Source organism: Curtobacterium sp. MCLR17_059 (assembly GCF_003234665.1).
GTDB lineage: Bacteria > Actinomycetota > Actinomycetes > Actinomycetales > Microbacteriaceae > Curtobacterium > Curtobacterium flaccumfaciens.
This window is the reverse complement of the sequence record NZ_QKSU01000002.1, coordinates 331680-346879: the sequence shown is the minus strand read 5'-3', so window position 1 is coordinate 346879 and position 15200 is coordinate 331680. Positions and strand designations below refer to the sequence as shown.

At 69.6% G+C, this 15200-nt stretch carries 12 protein-coding genes; 3 read left to right on the top strand and 9 right to left on the bottom strand.

Going from position 1 to position 15200, the window contains the following annotated elements:
* The first annotated feature begins 18 nt into the window (after positions 1 to 18).
* From zwf to pgl, 3 genes are all read left to right on the top strand, one after another.
* A complete protein-coding gene (gene zwf, locus DEJ12_RS05370) occupies positions 19 to 1557 on the top strand; it encodes a glucose-6-phosphate dehydrogenase (protein WP_111029280.1) in 1539 nt (512 codons plus the stop codon).
* The gene (locus DEJ12_RS05365; RefSeq protein WP_027465684.1) at positions 1554 to 2498 is read left to right on the top strand and encodes a glucose-6-phosphate dehydrogenase assembly protein OpcA; all 945 of its coding nucleotides are present in this window, start codon (positions 1554 to 1556) and stop codon (positions 2496 to 2498) included. The genes zwf and DEJ12_RS05365 overlap by 4 nt, the downstream gene beginning before the upstream one ends.
* A gap of 100 nt (positions 2499 to 2598) precedes the next feature.
* Positions 2599 to 3369 carry a 6-phosphogluconolactonase gene (pgl, locus tag DEJ12_RS05360; RefSeq protein WP_110864544.1) on the top strand — a complete coding sequence of 257 codons (771 nt, stop codon included), beginning with the start codon at positions 2599 to 2601 and terminating at the stop codon, positions 3367 to 3369.
* A 596-nt stretch (positions 3370 to 3965) separates the two neighbouring features.
* On the opposite strand, the gene DEJ12_RS05355 is transcribed toward pgl, so the two are convergent.
* The 9 genes from DEJ12_RS05355 to uvrA all read right to left on the bottom strand — a co-directional run bounded on the left by DEJ12_RS05355 (position 3966) and on the right by uvrA (position 15166).
* A complete protein-coding gene (locus tag DEJ12_RS05355; RefSeq protein ID WP_110862753.1) occupies positions 3966 to 4334 on the bottom strand; it encodes an RNA polymerase-binding protein RbpA in 369 nt (122 codons plus the stop codon).
* A 3-nt stretch (positions 4335 to 4337) separates the two neighbouring features.
* Positions 4338 to 4589, bottom strand: coding sequence for a preprotein translocase subunit SecG (gene secG, locus DEJ12_RS05350; protein ID WP_017887256.1), 252 nt, complete (start codon positions 4587 to 4589; stop codon positions 4338 to 4340).
* A 108-nt stretch (positions 4590 to 4697) separates the two neighbouring features.
* Positions 4698 to 5477, bottom strand: coding sequence for a triose-phosphate isomerase (tpiA, locus tag DEJ12_RS05345; protein WP_111029306.1), 780 nt, complete (start codon positions 5475 to 5477; stop codon positions 4698 to 4700).
* Positions 5474 to 6703, bottom strand: coding sequence for a phosphoglycerate kinase (locus tag DEJ12_RS05340; RefSeq protein WP_111029279.1), 1230 nt, complete (start codon positions 6701 to 6703; stop codon positions 5474 to 5476). The genes tpiA and DEJ12_RS05340 overlap by 4 nt, the downstream gene beginning before the upstream one ends.
* A gap of 3 nt (positions 6704 to 6706) precedes the next feature.
* Positions 6707 to 7711, bottom strand: coding sequence for a type I glyceraldehyde-3-phosphate dehydrogenase (gap, locus tag DEJ12_RS05335; protein WP_017887253.1), 1005 nt, complete (start codon positions 7709 to 7711; stop codon positions 6707 to 6709).
* Positions 7712 to 7980: 269 nt separating this feature from the next.
* On the bottom strand, positions 7981 to 8961 hold the full coding sequence (whiA, locus tag DEJ12_RS05330) for a DNA-binding protein WhiA (RefSeq protein WP_027465690.1): 981 nt from the start codon (positions 8959 to 8961) through the stop codon (positions 7981 to 7983).
* 75 nt (positions 8962 to 9036) lie between these two features.
* A complete protein-coding gene (rapZ, locus tag DEJ12_RS05325; RefSeq protein WP_027465691.1) occupies positions 9037 to 9936 on the bottom strand; it encodes an RNase adapter RapZ in 900 nt (299 codons plus the stop codon).
* A gap of 103 nt (positions 9937 to 10039) precedes the next feature.
* Positions 10040 to 12109: an excinuclease ABC subunit UvrC gene (uvrC, locus tag DEJ12_RS05320; protein ID WP_111029278.1), complete on the bottom strand. Its 2070-nt coding sequence runs from the start codon at positions 12107 to 12109 to the stop codon at positions 10040 to 10042.
* Positions 12110 to 15166 (bottom strand): excinuclease ABC subunit UvrA, encoded by a 3057-nt coding sequence (gene uvrA, locus DEJ12_RS05315; RefSeq protein WP_258370540.1) that lies wholly within the window; start codon positions 15164 to 15166, stop codon positions 12110 to 12112.
* Positions 15167 to 15200 lie beyond the last annotated feature (34 nt).

Genomic DNA, 15200 nt, shown 5'->3' with positions numbered 1-15200 from the left:
TAAGGAGTTCACCGACTCATGTCACCGGTGGCAATCACCCCGGAGCGCAACCCGCTCCGGCTGCCGACGGATCGTCGACTGAACCGGATCGCGGGACCGAGCACGCTCATCATCTTCGGCGTGACGGGCGACCTGTCACGCAAGAAGCTGATGCCCGCGGTCTACGACCTGGCCAACCGGGGGCTCCTGCCCCCGGGGTTCGCGCTCGTCGGGTTCGCTCGTCGCGACTGGGAGGACCAAGACTTCTCCCAGCTCGTCCACGACGCCGTCAAGGAGCACTCGCGCACCCCGTTCGACGAGGACGTCTGGCGTCAGCTCGAACAGGGCATCCGCTTCGTCCAGGGCTCGTTCGACGACCCCGAGGCGTTCCGCGAGCTCAAGCGCACCGTCGACGACCTCGACGCCGAGCGCGGGACGCTGGGCAACCACGCGTTCTACCTGTCCATCCCGCCGAAGATGTTCCCGGTCGTCACCGAGCAGCTGAAGCTGTCTGGGCTGACCGAGAAGCGCGAGGGCTCCTGGAGCCGCGTGGTCGTCGAGAAGCCGTTCGGCTCCGACCTCCGCACCGCCCGCGAGCTCAACGCGATCGTCGAGAGCGTCTTCGCGCCCGACGACGTGTTCCGCATCGACCACTACCTCGGCAAGGAGACCGTCCAGAACCTGCTGACGCTCCGGTTCGCGAATCAGATGTACGAACCCATCTGGAACTCGAACTACGTCGACCACGTGCAGATCACGATGGCCGAGGACATCGGCGTCGCCGGGCGTGCCGCGTACTACGACGGCATCGGTGCTGCGCGCGACGTCATCCAGAACCACCTGCTGCAGCTCCTCGCGCTCACCGCGATGGAGGAACCCGTCTCGTTCAAGGCCGCAGACCTGCGTGCCGAGAAGGAGAAGGTGCTCTCCGCCGTCCGTCTGCCGGAGGACCTGTCGACCGCCACTGCCCGCGGGCAGTACGACGGCGGCTGGCAGGGCGGCGAGAAGGTGCTCGGCTTCCTCGAAGAGGCCGGGATGAACCCCGAGTCCGGTACCGAGACCTACGCGGCGATCAAGCTCGACATCGCCACGCGTCGCTGGCAGGGCGTCCCGTTCTACCTGCGCGCCGGCAAGCGTCTGGGCCGTCGTGTGACCGAGATCGCGATCGTGTTCAAGCGCGTCCCCGAGGACGTCTACGGCAACACGCAGTCCCCGCTCGGCCAGAACGCCCTGGTGATCCGCGTCCAGCCGGACGAGGGCGTCACGCTCCGCTTCGGCTCGAAGGTCCCCGGCGTCGGCACCCAGGTGCGCGACGTGACGATGGACTTCGGCTACGGCCACGCGTTCACCGAAGCATCCCCCGAGGCGTACGAGCGACTCATCCTCGACGTGCTCCTCGGTGATCCGCCGCTGTTCCCGCGGCACCAGGAGGTCGAGCTGTCCTGGAAGATCCTCGACCCCATCGAGGAGTTCTGGGCCACGCAGGGCCAGCCCGAGCAGTACCGTCCCGGCACGTGGGGCCCGGCATCCGCCGACGCCCTGCTCGCCCGCGACGGTCGGACCTGGAGGCGTCCGTGAAGATCGACATGCCCGACACCACGGTGTCGAAGATCCAGAAGAAGCTCGTCCGCATCCGTGAAGAGGGCGGCGCCGTCGCCCTCGGCCGCGTGCTGACCCTCATCATCTCGACGGCCCTCGGCCACGAGGAAGAGGCGATCGAGGCGGCCAACGAGGCGTCCCGCGAGCACCCGATGCGAGTGATCATCGTCTCGAAGAACAGCGGTGACACGAAGTCCCCCGGTCGCCTCGACGCACAGATCCGCGTCGGCAGTGACGCGGGTGCGAGCGAGGTCATCGTCCTCCGTGCGTACGGCGAGACCGCGACCGACGAGGAGAGCCTGGTCACCGGCCTCCTGCTGCCGGACGCACCCGTCGTGGCCTGGTGGCCGCAGACCGCTCCCGAGCAGCCCGCGGCGTCCGCCCTCGGCCGCATCGCGCAGCGCCGGATCACCGACGCGGCCGCACAGAAGGACCCGAACGGCGCGATCGAGGCGCTCGGTGCGTCCTACGTACCGGGTGACACCGACTTCGCGTGGACCCGTCTGACCCTGTGGCGGAACCAGCTCGCCGCGGCGCTCGACCAGCCGCCGTACGAGCCGATCACCGCGGTCGAGGTCTCCGGAGCGTCCGACAGCCCGTCGACGATCCTCCTCGCCGCCTGGCTGCAGCTGCAGCTCCAGGTGCCGGTGTCCGTCGTCACGTCGCCGCGCGCGACGGGGTCGAGCGGCATCCACGGCGTGAAGCTCGTGCGCGAGTCCGGCACCATCGAGCTCGAGCGTTCCCTGGTGGACGTCGCCACGCTCTCGATGCCCGGGCAGCCGACGCACGACCTGTCGCTGCCACGCCGCAACCTGCGCGACTGCCTGGCCGAGGAACTCCGTAGACTCGACCCGGACGTCCTCTTCGGAGACGTCGTCAAGCACGGGGTGCCCCAGCTGCGCGAGACCATCGCCCGCTGATCAACACCCCACACGGTCGGGCCGCCTGTCTGGTGCAGGCGGCCCGACCGGACCGAAGGCGGTCGGACGACCGGTCGGCCGCCACGAACACGGGAGTCACGTGACCAACGAACGGCGGGTGCTCGTGCACCCGGACAAGCAGGCCCTCGGCGCTTCGGTCGCCGCACGCTTCATCACCAAGATCATCGACGTGCTCGACGAGCAGGAGCGCGCCGACATCGCGATCAGCGGTGGCTCGGTGTCCTCCCTCGTCCTCGCCGCGATCGGCCAGTCGCCGGCGCGCGAGAGCGTCGACTGGTCGAAGGTGCACGTCTGGTGGGTCGACGAGCGCTGGGTCCCGTCGGACGACGCCGACCGCAACACGATCGGCACGCAGACCGACTTCTTCGACCACGTCGACATCCCCGCGTCGAACATCCACCCGATGCCGGCGTCGGACGGCGGGCTCGACATCGAGGCCGCCGCGACCCAGTACGAGCGCGAGCTGCAGGACGCCGCGCCCGAAGGTGCCGTCGCTCCGCGCTTCGACATCACGCTGCTCGGTGTCGGCCCTGACGGGCACACCGCCTCGCTCTTCCCGGAGTTCCCGCAGCTCACCGTGACCGACCGCGCCGTCGTGTCGGTCGACGACTCCCCCAAGCCGCCGCCGCAGCGTCTGACCGTCACCTTCCCGGTGATCAACGCCTCGCAGCGCGTCTGGGTGATCCTCTCCGGTGCCGAGAAGGCTTCGGTCCTCGGGTTGGCCCTCGCGGGTGCGTCGATCGAGGACGTCCCCGTCGGTGGCGTGCAGGGTCGCAAGCGCACCGTCTTCTTCGTGGACCAGGACGCCGCACGCGACGTCCCCGAGAACCTGATCGCGTCGACGTACTAGACGCGCGCTCCTGACGGACGGGAGGCCCGGTGCCAGCTGGCACCGGGCCTCCCGTCCGTCTGTGGTCGCGCCCACTGCGCGCCGCGCCCGAGCGCCTGCGTCGAGGGGGCACGAACTGTCGGCCGCGGGCGCCGCAGGCAACAGAACGTGCCACCACGACGCACCGGACGCGGCGTGTCGTGACCACTCGGCGAACCGCCGCTCCGCGCGGCGCCTCGGCGCCGAGCGACGCCGAGTGGTCGTGACACCCCGCCGGAACGACGCCGAGTGGTCAGGAACTGTCGGCCGCGGGCGCCGCAGGCGACAGTTCGTGCCACCACCGCGCTCCGCACGCGGCGTGTCGTGACCCCTCGGGCGCCCGGCACTCCGCGCGGCACCCGGACGCGGCTCTTCGGCGCCGAGCGGTCACGACTGCCCGCCGGGCGACGCCGAGTGGTCACGAACTGTCGGTTGCGGCGCCTGCAACCGACAGTTCGCGCCACCACCGCGCACCGCACGCGGCGTGTCGTGACCACTCGGCGACCGAGCGACCCGTGCACCGCACGCACGAAGGCCCCCGCACCATCGGTGCAGGGGCCTTCGTCAGCGTGTGTGCGCTAGCTCTTCTTCGCCGCGGTGCCGCGACGCTCTCGGAGCTGCTGGAGCGCGTCCTCGAGGAGCTGCGCTGCCTCTTCCTCGGTGCGGCGTTCCTTCACGTACGCGAGGTGGGTCTTGTAGGGCTCCGTCTTGGAGACCACGGGAGGGTTCTCCTTGTCGCGCCCAGCCGGCAGACCACTCGACGGCGAGTCCACCGTCTCGGGGATCTCTTCATCGGGCAGGTTCGCGGCGAAGTACCGCACGACCTCGTTGCCGAGGGCGTCCCAGTACGAGATCGCCACGCGCTCTGCCTGGACCCCGCGGTCCTGTTCGCCCATCGGTCCCGCGCCGACGCGAGACCCTCGGATTGCACTGCCTCCGCTTGCCATGGATCAGACCCCCGCCGTGAACTTGTTGATGAGACCGAGCACGATGATGGAGACGATCCAGACCAGACCGAGGATCACCGTGATGCGGTTGAGGTTGCGCTCGGCCACGCCGGACGCACCGAGGTTGCTCGTGACCCCACCGCCGAACATGTCGGAGAGGCCACCACCGCGGCCCTTGTGCAGCAGGATGAGGAGCGTGAGCAGGAGGCTCGTGATTGCGAGCAGGACCTGCAGCACGACGGAGAGTATCGCCACGACGTACCTTTCGTGTCAGTCAGCCGTACCAGTGTACCGGCCGCGCGGAGCACGGCCGGTACCTGGACGGGAGTGGTGCGGACGACTGCCCGCGACGACGCCTGTGGACTACAGCCCGACGTGCTGACGGAACCGGGCGATGGCCGCGAACTCCTGCACGTCGAGCGAAGCGCCACCGACGAGCGCGCCGTCGATGTCGGGCTCGCGGAGGAACCCCGCGATGTTGCCCGACTTGACCGAGCCGCCGTAGAGCACTCGGGTGTCGGCAGCAGCCTGGTCGCCCCAGGCTGCGGCGATGCCACGACGGATGGCCGCGCACTCGTCCTGCGCCTGCTCAGCCGTGGCGGCCTGGCCGGAGCCGATGGCCCAGACGGGCTCGTACGCCACGACGAGGTCGGCGGGCTTGACCGCGTCGAGCACGACGCGGAGCTGCTCGACCGGCACGACACCGGCGCCGCGCTCCTCGCGCTGCTCGCCGGTCTCGCCGACGCACACCACGGGGACGAGGCCGTGCTTGACGGCCGCTGCGGTCTTCGCCGCGACGACCTCGTCGGTCTCACCGTGCAGCGTGCGCCGCTCGGAGTGGCCGACGATGACGTACTGGGCGTCGAGCGCGGCGAGGAACGCGCCGGAGACGTCACCGGTGTAGGCACCGGAGTCGAACTGCGACAGGTCCTGCGCACCGAAGTGGATCGGCAGCTTGTCGGCCGAGATGAGCGTCTGCACGCTCCGCAGGTCGGTGAACGGCGGGAACACCGCGACCTCGACGTCGTCGAAGTCGTGCCGGGCGTCCTTGAGCGTCCACGCGAGCTTCTGCACGGTGGCGATCGCCTGGAGGTGGTCCAGGTTCATCTTCCAGTTGCCCGCGATCAACGGCGTGCGGCTCATGCGGTCCACCCCAGTGCTTCGAGACCGGGCAGCGACTTGCCCTCGAGGAACTCGAGGCTCGCACCGCCACCGGTCGAGATGTGGCCGAACTGGTCGTCCGAGAATCCGAGCGACCGCACGGCGGCAGCGGAGTCGCCACCACCGACGACGCCGAGGCCGTCGACCTCGGTGAGCGCCTGCGCGACGGTCTTCGTGCCAGCGGCGAAGGCCGGGAACTCGAACACGCCCATCGGGCCGTTCCAGAACACGGTCTTCGAACCCGAGACGGCCGAGGCGAACCGCGCAGCGGTCTCCGGGCCGATGTCGAGGCCGATGCCGTCCGTGCCGAACGACGAGGACTCGATGGCGTCGGCCGCCACGGTCTCGTGGTCGGCGTCGGCCGCGAAGGCGGAGGCCACCACGACGTCGGTCGGCAGGTCGATGGTGACACCGAGCTCCTTCGCCCGCGAGAGGTACTCGCGGACGACGTCGAGCTGGTCCGCCTCGAGCAGCGACTTCGCGACCCCGTGGCCCTGGGCCGCGAGGAACGTGAAGAGCATGCCGCCACCGATGCAGAGGGTGTCGACCTTCGGCAGGATGTGGTCGATGACACCGAGCTTGTCGCTGACCTTCGACCCGCCGAGCACGACCGTGTACGGCCGCTCCGGCGAGGTGGTCAGGCGCTCGAGCACGCGCAGCTCGGTCTCGATCAACGAACCGGCCGCACTGGGCAGTGCGGACGCGAGCTCGTAGACCGAGGCCTGCTTGCGGTGCACGACACCGAAGCCGTCGGAGACGAAGGCATCACCGAGGGCGGCGAGGCGGTCCGCGAAGGCACCGCGCTCGGCGGCGTCCTTCGAGGTCTCCTCCGGGTTGAAGCGGAGGTTCTCGAGCAGCAGGACGTCGCCGTCCTCGAGGGCCTCGGCCGCGGCGGTCGCTTCGTCGCCGACGGTCTCGCCGACGGTCTCGCCGACGAACGTGACCTCTTTGCCGAGCAGCTCGGAGAGCCGCTGGGCCACCGGCGCGAGCGAGAACTCGGGCTTGGGCTCCCCGTCGGGGCGGCCCAGGTGCGAGATCACGATGACGCGTGCGCCGGCGTTGACGAGGGTGTTCAGCGTGGTCAGCGACGCGCGGACGCGGCCGTCGTCCGTGATCGTGCCGTCCTTGAGCGGGACGTTCAGGTCACAGCGGACGACGACGCGCTTGCCGGCGAGGTCGCCGAGGTCCTCGAGGGTGCGGAGGGCCATGTGTTACAGACGCTCGCCGACGTACTCGGTGAGGTCGACGAGGCGGTTCGAGTAGCCCCACTCGTTGTCGTACCACGAGGTGATCTTCACGAGGCCGCCGATGACCTTGGTCAGGCCGGAGTCGTAGATCGAGGAGTGCGGGTCCGTGGTGATGTCGGTCGACACCAGCGGGTCCTCGCTGTAGAGCAGGATGCCCTTGAGGGGACCTTCTGCGGCCTCCTTGTAGGCGGCGTTGATCTCGTCGACGGTGACCTCGGACTTGGTCTCGAGGGTGAGGTCGGTGATCGAGCCGGTGGGGACCGGGACGCGCAGCGCGAAGCCGTCGAGCTTGCCGGCGAGCTCCGGCATGACCTGACCGATGGCCTTGGCGGCACCGGTCGAGGTCGGGACGATGTTCAGCGCGGCGGCACGGGCACGACGGGGGTCCTTGTGCGGGCCGTCCTGCAGGTTCTGGTCGGCGGTGTAGGCGTGCACCGTCGTCATCAGGCCACGCTCGATGCCGAACTTGTCGTGGAACACCTTGGCGAGCGGCGCGAGGCTGTTCGTGGTGCAGGACGCGTTCGAGATGATGTGGTGGTTCGCCGCGTCGTACTGGTCCTCGTTCACGCCGAGCACGATGGTGACGTCGTCACCCGAGGCCGGGGCGGAGATGATGACCTTCTTGGCGCCGGCGTCGATGTGCTTCTGCGCATCGGCGGCCTTGGTGAAGAACCCGGTCGACTCGATGACGATGTCGACACCCAGCTCGCCCCAGGGCAGGTTGGCGGGGTCGCGCTCGGCGAGGACCTTGATGGCCTTGCCGTCGACGACGATGTTGTCGCCGTCGAGCTCGACGGAGACGCCGAGACGGCCCGTGATGGAGTCGAACTTCAGCAGGTTGGCGAGCGACGCGTTGTCGGTGAGGTCGTTCACCGCCACGATCTCGAGGTCGGAGCCCTTCGCGAGGGCGGCCCGGAAGAAGTTACGGCCGATGCGGCCGAAGCCGTTGATACCGATCTTGACGGTCAATGGATCTCCTGGTGAGTGTGGAGCGCCCAGGGGGCGCTGCTTTCGGGAGTCGCGCACCCTGGCGGGCCCGCGTGTGGTGGACGATACGCCCCGTAACGTCGCCGTAACGACCCTAGCAGTCGGACACTGCGTGCCCGAGCGGGATGACGGTCCGTCCGGACGGTCGCCGACCGGGCCGGGAACGGGTCCGAGAACGGGCCGGAGAACGGACGGGAGGCGCGGTGCCAGCTGGCACCGCGCCTCCCGTCCGTGGGGTCGACAGACCGCTCTCAGGCCCCTTCGAGCTCCTCGGGAACGCTCGCTTCGGTGCCCGGGATGCCGAGGTCGGAGGCCCGCTTGTCGGCCATCGCCAGCAGGCGCCGGATGCGGCCGGCGATGGCGTCCTTGGTCATGGGCGGGTCCGCGTGCTGGCCGAGCTCGTCGAGCGACGCGTCGCGGTGCTGCAGGCGCAGCGTGCCGGCGTACTGCAGGTGGTCGGGGACCTCGTCGCCGAGGATCTCGAGCGCACGCTCGACCCGGGCGCAGGCGGCCACGGCGGCCTGCGCGGAACGGCGGAGGTTCGCGTCGTCGAAGTTGACCAGGCGGTTCGCGGTCGCACGGACCTCGCGGCGCTGGCGCATCTCCTCCCAGTCGGCGGTGGTGCGCGCTGCGCCCATGACGGTCAGCATCTGACCGATGGCCTCGCCGTCGCGGATGACGACGCGGTGCACCCCACGGACCTCGCGGCCCTTCGCGGCGACCCCGAGACGCGAGGCGGCACCGACGAGGGCCATCGCGGCCTCGTTGCCGGGGCAGGTGACCTCGAGCGCTGCGGCCCGACCCGGGTCGGTCAGGGTGCCGGAGGCGAGGAAGGCGCCGCGCCAGATGGCAGCGAGGTCCTCACGGTTGCCCGTGGTGAGGCGGTTCGGCAGCCCGCGGACGGGACGACGACGGGCGTCCATCAGGCCGGTCTGGCGGGCGAGGGTCTCCCCCGCCTCGAGCACGCGGACCAGGTAGCGGGTCCCGCGGCGGGCGGACGCGGACGAGCCCACCGACGCCTCGCTGCGCACGCCGTAGAGCTCGGCGAGGTCCTTGCGGACCCGGTGCACGATGATCCGGGTGTCGAGCTCGACCTCGACCGCGATGCGGCCCGAGATGACGTGCAGACCACCAGCGAACCGGAGGATCGTGGCCAGTTCGGCGGCGCGGACCGTGTTGCGGTTCACGGCGACCCTGGCCAGTTCGTCCTTGACCTCGGCAGTCAACGGCACAGCATCATTCCTAACGTTCGTTCAGTGGTTCCCGCAGATCCGGCGGCACGGGCGTGGGAGCGGCCGGAGGGACGGTCACTCCCGGCCGAGATCTCGGTTCTTCACACGCACGGCGACGCCAGGCATCCCGCGGAGGAGGTTCGCCAACTCGGCGACGATGGCGACCGAGCGGTGCTTCCCGCCGGTACAGCCGATGGCGATCGTAGCGTGTCTTTTGTTCTCGCGCTGGTACCCCTCGAACACCGGCTCGAGGACGGAGGCGTAGCGATCGACGAACGGACGGGCTCCGGCCTGGGCCAGCACGTAGTCCGAGACCGGCTGGTCCAGCCCGGTGTGGGGCCGCAGTTCCGGCACCCAGTAAGGGTTCGGGAGGAACCGCACGTCGGCCACCATGTCGGCGTCGGCGGGCAGACCGTACTTGAACCCGAAGCTCATCAGCGTGACCTGTACACCCACGAAGTGCTCGTCGGCGAAGTGCTCGATCACGGTGTTGGCGAGCTGGTGGATGTTGAGGTCGGAGGTGTCGATCACCACGTCGGACGCCTCGCGCAGGCCGGCGAGACGCGCCCGTTCGCGGGCGATGCCGTCGAGCAGGGTGTCCTCGCCCTGGAGCGGGTGGGGTCGGCGGACCTGCTCGAAGCGCCGGACCAGCACGGCGTCGGTGGCTTCGAGGAACAGCACCCGGACCCGCGCGGAGGTGCTCGAGCGGACCTGCTCGACCGCGTGCTCGGGGTCGGTGAAGAACCGCCCGCCGCGGACGTCGACCACCGTGGCGATCTTCGGGATCTTCTCCCCCGCGCGGTCGGCCAGTTCGGTCAGCGGGGCCAGCATCTGCGTGGGCAGGTTGTCGACGACGTACCAGCCCAGGTCTTCGAGGGCCTTGCCGACGGTGGACCGCCCGGCCCCGGACATGCCGGTGACGATGAGGATGTCGTGCTGCGACGCGTGGGTGGTCGCGGTGGCGCTGTCGGTCATCTGGGAGTGGGCTCCGTCGTGGCGGCCCGGGCGCGTCGCCCGGGGAGGTCTCGGCTGCCGGACCAGGCTACCGCCCGGTGGCGGCCGGGAGGCGCGGGGTTCGTCACGACGGTCGCTGCGGACCGTCGTCGGTCACCTCGGGGACCCGCACCGGGCCTCCGGGGTGGGTGGCGGTCTGCTGGGTGGCGGTCTGCTGGGTGGCTGCGTTCTCGGTCACGGTGTCCGCGATCGCGTCGGCGTCCGGTTCGGGGGCGCTGGACGCGCTCGTCGCCGGCGCGCTCGTCGGCGTCTGGGCCAGCTTCGAGACCACCGCAGCAGCGGTCGCCGGGCCGATCCCGTTCACCTCGCCGATCTCCTCTGCCGTGGCTTCACGCAGCCGGGCGACCGAGCCGAAGTGCTTCAGCAGGGCGTTGACGCGACTCGGGCCGAGACCGGGGATCTCGGACAGCCGCGACCGGACGTCGCGCTTCCGCTTGCTGCGCTGGTGGGTGATCGCGAACCGGTGCGCCTCGTCGCGGATGCGCTGGATGAGGAAGAGCGCCTCGGAGTTGCGGGGCAGGATGACCGGGAAGTCGTCGTCGGGGAGCCAGAGCTCCTCGAGCCGCTTGGCGATGCCGACCAGGGCGATGTCGTGCACGCCGGCTTCGTCCATCGCGCGCTTCGCGGCCTGCACCTGGGGCTGGCCGCCGTCGACGATGAGCAGCTGCGGGCGGTACGCGAACCGTTTCGTCGGCTTCGACCCCTCGACGACCTCGTCGGTCGTGACGTCCGGGACGTCCGGCAGCTCGGCGTCCTCGTCCAGCCGCGCCAGGCGCCTCGAGAGCACCTGGTACATGCTGTCGGTGTCGTCGGTGGTCTCGGCGATCGAGTACCGGCGGTACTGGTCCTTGCGCGGCAGACCGTCCTCGAACACCACCATCGACGCGACGACGTTCGTGCCCTGCAGGTGCGAGATGTCGTAGCACTCCATGCGGAGCGGCGCCTCGGTCATGCCGAGGGCGTCCTGGATGTCGGCCAGTGCTGCGGCCCGGGTGGTGTAGTCGGCCGAACGCTTGGTCTTGTAGAGCATGAGCGCCTGCCCGGCGTTCTGCGCGGCCGTCCGGGCGAGCCCGGCGCGATCGCCGCGCTGTGCCGTGCTGAGCTTCGTGCCGCGCCCGTTCCGACGCTTGCTGAGCCACTCCTGCAGTGCGTCGGCGTCCTCCGGCAGCTCGGGGACGACGACCTCGCGCGGGGGCTCGTCGGTGACGTAGACGCCCTGCACGATCTGCTCGACGAGGTCGCCGGTGCCGATGTCGAGCTCCTTGTCGACGACCCAGCCGCGGACACCGCGGATGCGGCCGCCACGGACGGAGAACAGCTGCACGGCTGCGGCGAGCTCGTCTTCCGCGATGCCGAACAGGTCGAGGTCGACCGAGTCGCGGAGCACCACGGCGGACTTCTCGAGCACGGCCTCGAGCGCCTCGACCTGGTCGCGGTACTTCGCGGCCTGCTCGTACTGCATCGCGTCGGCCGAGGCCCCCATGCGCTGCCGGAGCTCGGTGATGACCCGGCGGTCGTAGGAGTTCATGAAGCGCACGAACTCCTCGACGAGCGCGCGGTGCTCCTCGATCGTGACCTTCTGCGAGCACGGGCCACCGCACTTGCCGATCTGCCCCGGGAAGCACGGACGGCCCGTCTGCATCGCCTTCTTGTACGACGAGTCCGAGCACGTGCGGATCGGGAAGACCTTGATCATCAGGTCGATGGTGTCGTGCACCGCCCAGATCTTCGGGTACGGACCGAAGTACTTCGCGCCCTTGATCTTGCGGTTGCGTGTCACCATCACCCGCGGCGCTTCGTCACCCAGGGTGACCGCCATGTACGGGTACGACTTGTCGTCGCGGAACTTGACGTTGAACGGCGGGTCGAACTCCTTGATCCAGGTGTACTCCAGCTGGAGCGCCTCGATCTCGGAGCCGACCGTCGTCCACTCGACACTGCGTGCCGTGAGGACCATGCGCCGCGTGCGCTCGTGCAGCGTCGGCAGCGGCGCGAAGTAGTTGCTCAGCCGGGCGCGGAGGTTCTTCGCCTTGCCGACGTAGAGCACCCGACCGGCTTCGTCACGCCATCGGTAGACGCCCGGGTCGGTCGGGATCTCCCCCGCCTTCGGACGCCACGGGACGGTGTCCGCCACCTACCGAGCACCCGCCTTCTGCTTGCTCGCCTGCTTGGTCGCGCCCTGCTGCTTGCCGCCCTGCTGCTTCTGGGTGGCCTGGCGTGCGCCGACCGCCTGCTGCTTGCCGACCCGGGCGTCCTGGGCGTCGAAGATCTCGCGCAGGAAGACACCGGTGTGGCTCTCCGGCACGGTCGCCACGTGCTCCGGGGTACCCGTCGCCAGGACCGTGCCACCACCGGAACCGCCCTCGGGTCCCATGTCGATCAGCCAGTCGGCGGACTTGATGACGTCGAGGTTGTGCTCGATCGTGACGACGGTGTTGCCCTTGTCGACCAGGCTCTGCAGCACGAGGAGCAGCTTGCGGACGTCCTCGAAGTGCAGACCGGTCGTCGGCTCGTCGAGCACGTAGACCGTGCGGCCGTTCGAGCGGCGCTGCAGCTCGGTGGCGAGCTTGACGCGCTGCGCCTCGCCGCCGGAGAGCGTGGTCGCGCTCTGGCCGAGACGCACGTAGCCGAGGCCCACGTCGACCAGGGTCGCCATGTAGCGGTGGATCGCCGAGATCGGCTCGAAGAACTCGGCCGCCTCGCTGATCGGCATGTCGAGGACCTCGGAGATGTTCTTGCCCTTGTAGTGCACCTGGAGCGTCTCGCGGTTGTAGCGCGCACCACCGCAGACCTCGCACGCGACGTAGACGTCGGGCAGGAAGTTCATCTCGATCTTGATCGTGCCGTCGCCCGCGCAGTTCTCGCAGCGGCCGCCCTTGACGTTGAAGCTGAAGCGGCCCGGCTGGTAGCCGCGGGTCTTCGCCTCTTGCGTCTCGGCGAACAGCTGGCGGATGCGGTCGAACACGCCCGTGTAGGTCGCCGGGTTCGAGCGCGGGGTGCGACCGATCGGTGCCTGGTCGACGTGCACGACCTTGTCGAGCTGGTCGAGGCCCTTCACCCGGGTGTGCTTGCCCGCGATGTGCCGGGCGCCGTTGAGCTGGTTGGCGAGCACCTTGTACAGGATGTCGTTCACCAGCGTCGACTTGCCGGACCCGCTGACGCCCGTCACCGCGGTGAACACACCGAGGGGGAAGTCCGCGTCGATCGACTTGAGGTTGTTCGCCCGGGCGCCCTGCACGGTGATGGCGCGCTTCAGGTTGACCTTGCGACGCTCGGCCGGCACCTCGATCGCGCGTCGGCCGGCGAGGTAGTCACCGGTGATCGACTCGCGGTTCTCGATGATGCCCTCGTACGAACCGGAGTGCACGACGTTGCCACCGTTCACGCCCGCTCCGGGGCCGATGTCGACGACCCAGTCGGCCGTGCGGATCGTGTCCTCGTCGTGCTCGACGACGATGAGCGTGTTGCCGAGGTCCTTGAGCTTGACCAGGGTGTCGATGAGTCGACGGTTGTCGCGCTGGTGCAGGCCGATGCTCGGCTCGTCGAGCACGTAGAGCACGCCCGTCAGCCCGGAGCCGATCTGCGTCGCCAGGCGGATGCGCTGCGCCTCGCCGCCGGAGAGGCCGCCGGCACCACGTGCCAGCGTGAGGTAGTTCAGGCCGACCTCGAGCAGGAACTCGAGGCGTGCGCGGATCTCGCGGAGGACCGCGGCGGCGATGTGCGCTTCACGGTCGGTCAGCGTCAGCTCGTCCATGAACGAGTACGCGTTGTCGAGCGACATGTCGGTGACGTCCGCGATGCTGCGGTCGTTGACCGTCACCGCGAGCACCTCGGGCTTGAGGCGGGTTCCCTCGCAAACGGGGCACGGGACCTCGCGCAGGTATCCCTGGAAGCGCTGCCGCTGCGAGTCCGACTCGGCCTCGGCGAACTTTCGCTCGATGTAGGGCATGACGCCTTCGAACCCGCTCGTGTACCGCATCTCGCGGCCGAAGCGGTTGCGCCAGGAGACCGACACCTGGAAGTCCTTGCCGGTCAGGATCGACGCCTGCACCGCGGGGTCGAGCTGGTTCCACGGGGTGTCGAGCGAGAAGCCGAGCTCCTTGCCGAGGCCGCCGAGCAGCTTCTCGAAGTAGGAGTACAGCCCGCTCGTCCCGGTCCAGGGCAGCAGGACGCCGTCCCGCAACGAGGCCTCGGGGTCGCCGAGCACCAGGTCGGGGTCGACCGACATGCGGGTGCCGAGTCCGGAGCACTCGGGGCAGGCACCGAACGGCGCGTTGAACGAGAACGTGCGCGGCTCGATCTCGGTGAGCGCGAGCGGGTGGTTGTTCGGGCACGAGAGGTTCTCGGAGTAGTTCCGGACCGCTCCGGGACCCTCGTGGTCCACCAGGTCGATGCCGACGGTGCCGTCGGTCAGGCGCAGGGCGGTCTCGAGCGAGTCGGTGAGACGCCCGAGGATGTCGTCGCTCGCCACCAGGCGGTCGACGATGACCGAGATGTCGTGCTTGACCTGCTTCTTGAGCTTGGGCGGGTCGCTGAGCTGGATGCGCTCCCCGTCCACGATCGCGCGGGCGTAGCCGGACGCCGCGAGCTCCTGGAAGAGGTCGACGAACTCGCCCTTCTTCTTCGAGATCACGGGTGCGAGGACCTGGAAGCGGGTGCCGGTCTCGAACTGCATGAGCTGGTCGGCGATCTGCTGCACGGTCTGCTTGCTGATCACCTCGCCACACGTCGGGCAGTGCGGGACCCCGATGCGCGCCCAGAGCAGACGCATGTAGTCGTAGACCTCGGTGATCGTGCCGACCGTCGACCGCGGGTTGCGGTTGGTGGACTTCTGGTCGATCGACACCGCCGGCGAGAGCCCCTCGATGAAGTCGACGTCGGGGCGGTCGACCTGGCCGAGGAACTGGCGGGCGTAGGCGGACAGCGACTCGACGTAGCGGCGCTGCCCCTCGGCGAAGATCGTGTCGAACGCCAGCGAGGACTTGCCAGAGCCGGACAGGCCGGTGAACACGACGAGCGAGTCGCGCGGGATCTCGAGGTCGACGTCACGGAGGTTGTGCACGCGCGCGCCGCGCACGCTGAGCGTGGAGGTGCTGTGCGGAGCGGTCCCGCCGGGGAGGTGGAGGTCAGCGGGCTCGCCGAAGGCGTTCCGGCCCGACGTCGAGGTACCGGGGTCAGAGGTGATGGTCATCGTCGTCGATTCTACGAAGCGGCACCGACATTCG

Excerpts from the sequence above, each read along its gene's own strand:
- zwf (WP_111029280.1), top strand. The coding sequence starts at position 19 with ATGTCACCGGTGGCAATCACCCCGGAGCGCAACCCGCTCCGGCTGCCG.
- DEJ12_RS05355 (WP_110862753.1), bottom strand. The coding sequence starts at position 4,334 with ATGGCAAGCGGAGGCAGTGCAATCCGAGGGTCTCGCGTCGGCGCGGGA.
- tpiA (WP_111029306.1), bottom strand. The coding sequence starts at position 5,477 with ATGAGCCGCACGCCGTTGATCGCGGGCAACTGGAAGATGAACCTGGAC.
- DEJ12_RS05340 (WP_111029279.1), bottom strand. The coding sequence starts at position 6,703 with ATGGCCCTCCGCACCCTCGAGGACCTCGGCGACCTCGCCGGCAAGCGC.
- rapZ (WP_027465691.1), bottom strand. The coding sequence starts at position 9,936 with ATGACCGACAGCGCCACCGCGACCACCCACGCGTCGCAGCACGACATC.
- uvrA (WP_258370540.1), bottom strand. The coding sequence starts at position 15,166 with ATGACCATCACCTCTGACCCCGGTACCTCGACGTCGGGCCGGAACGCC.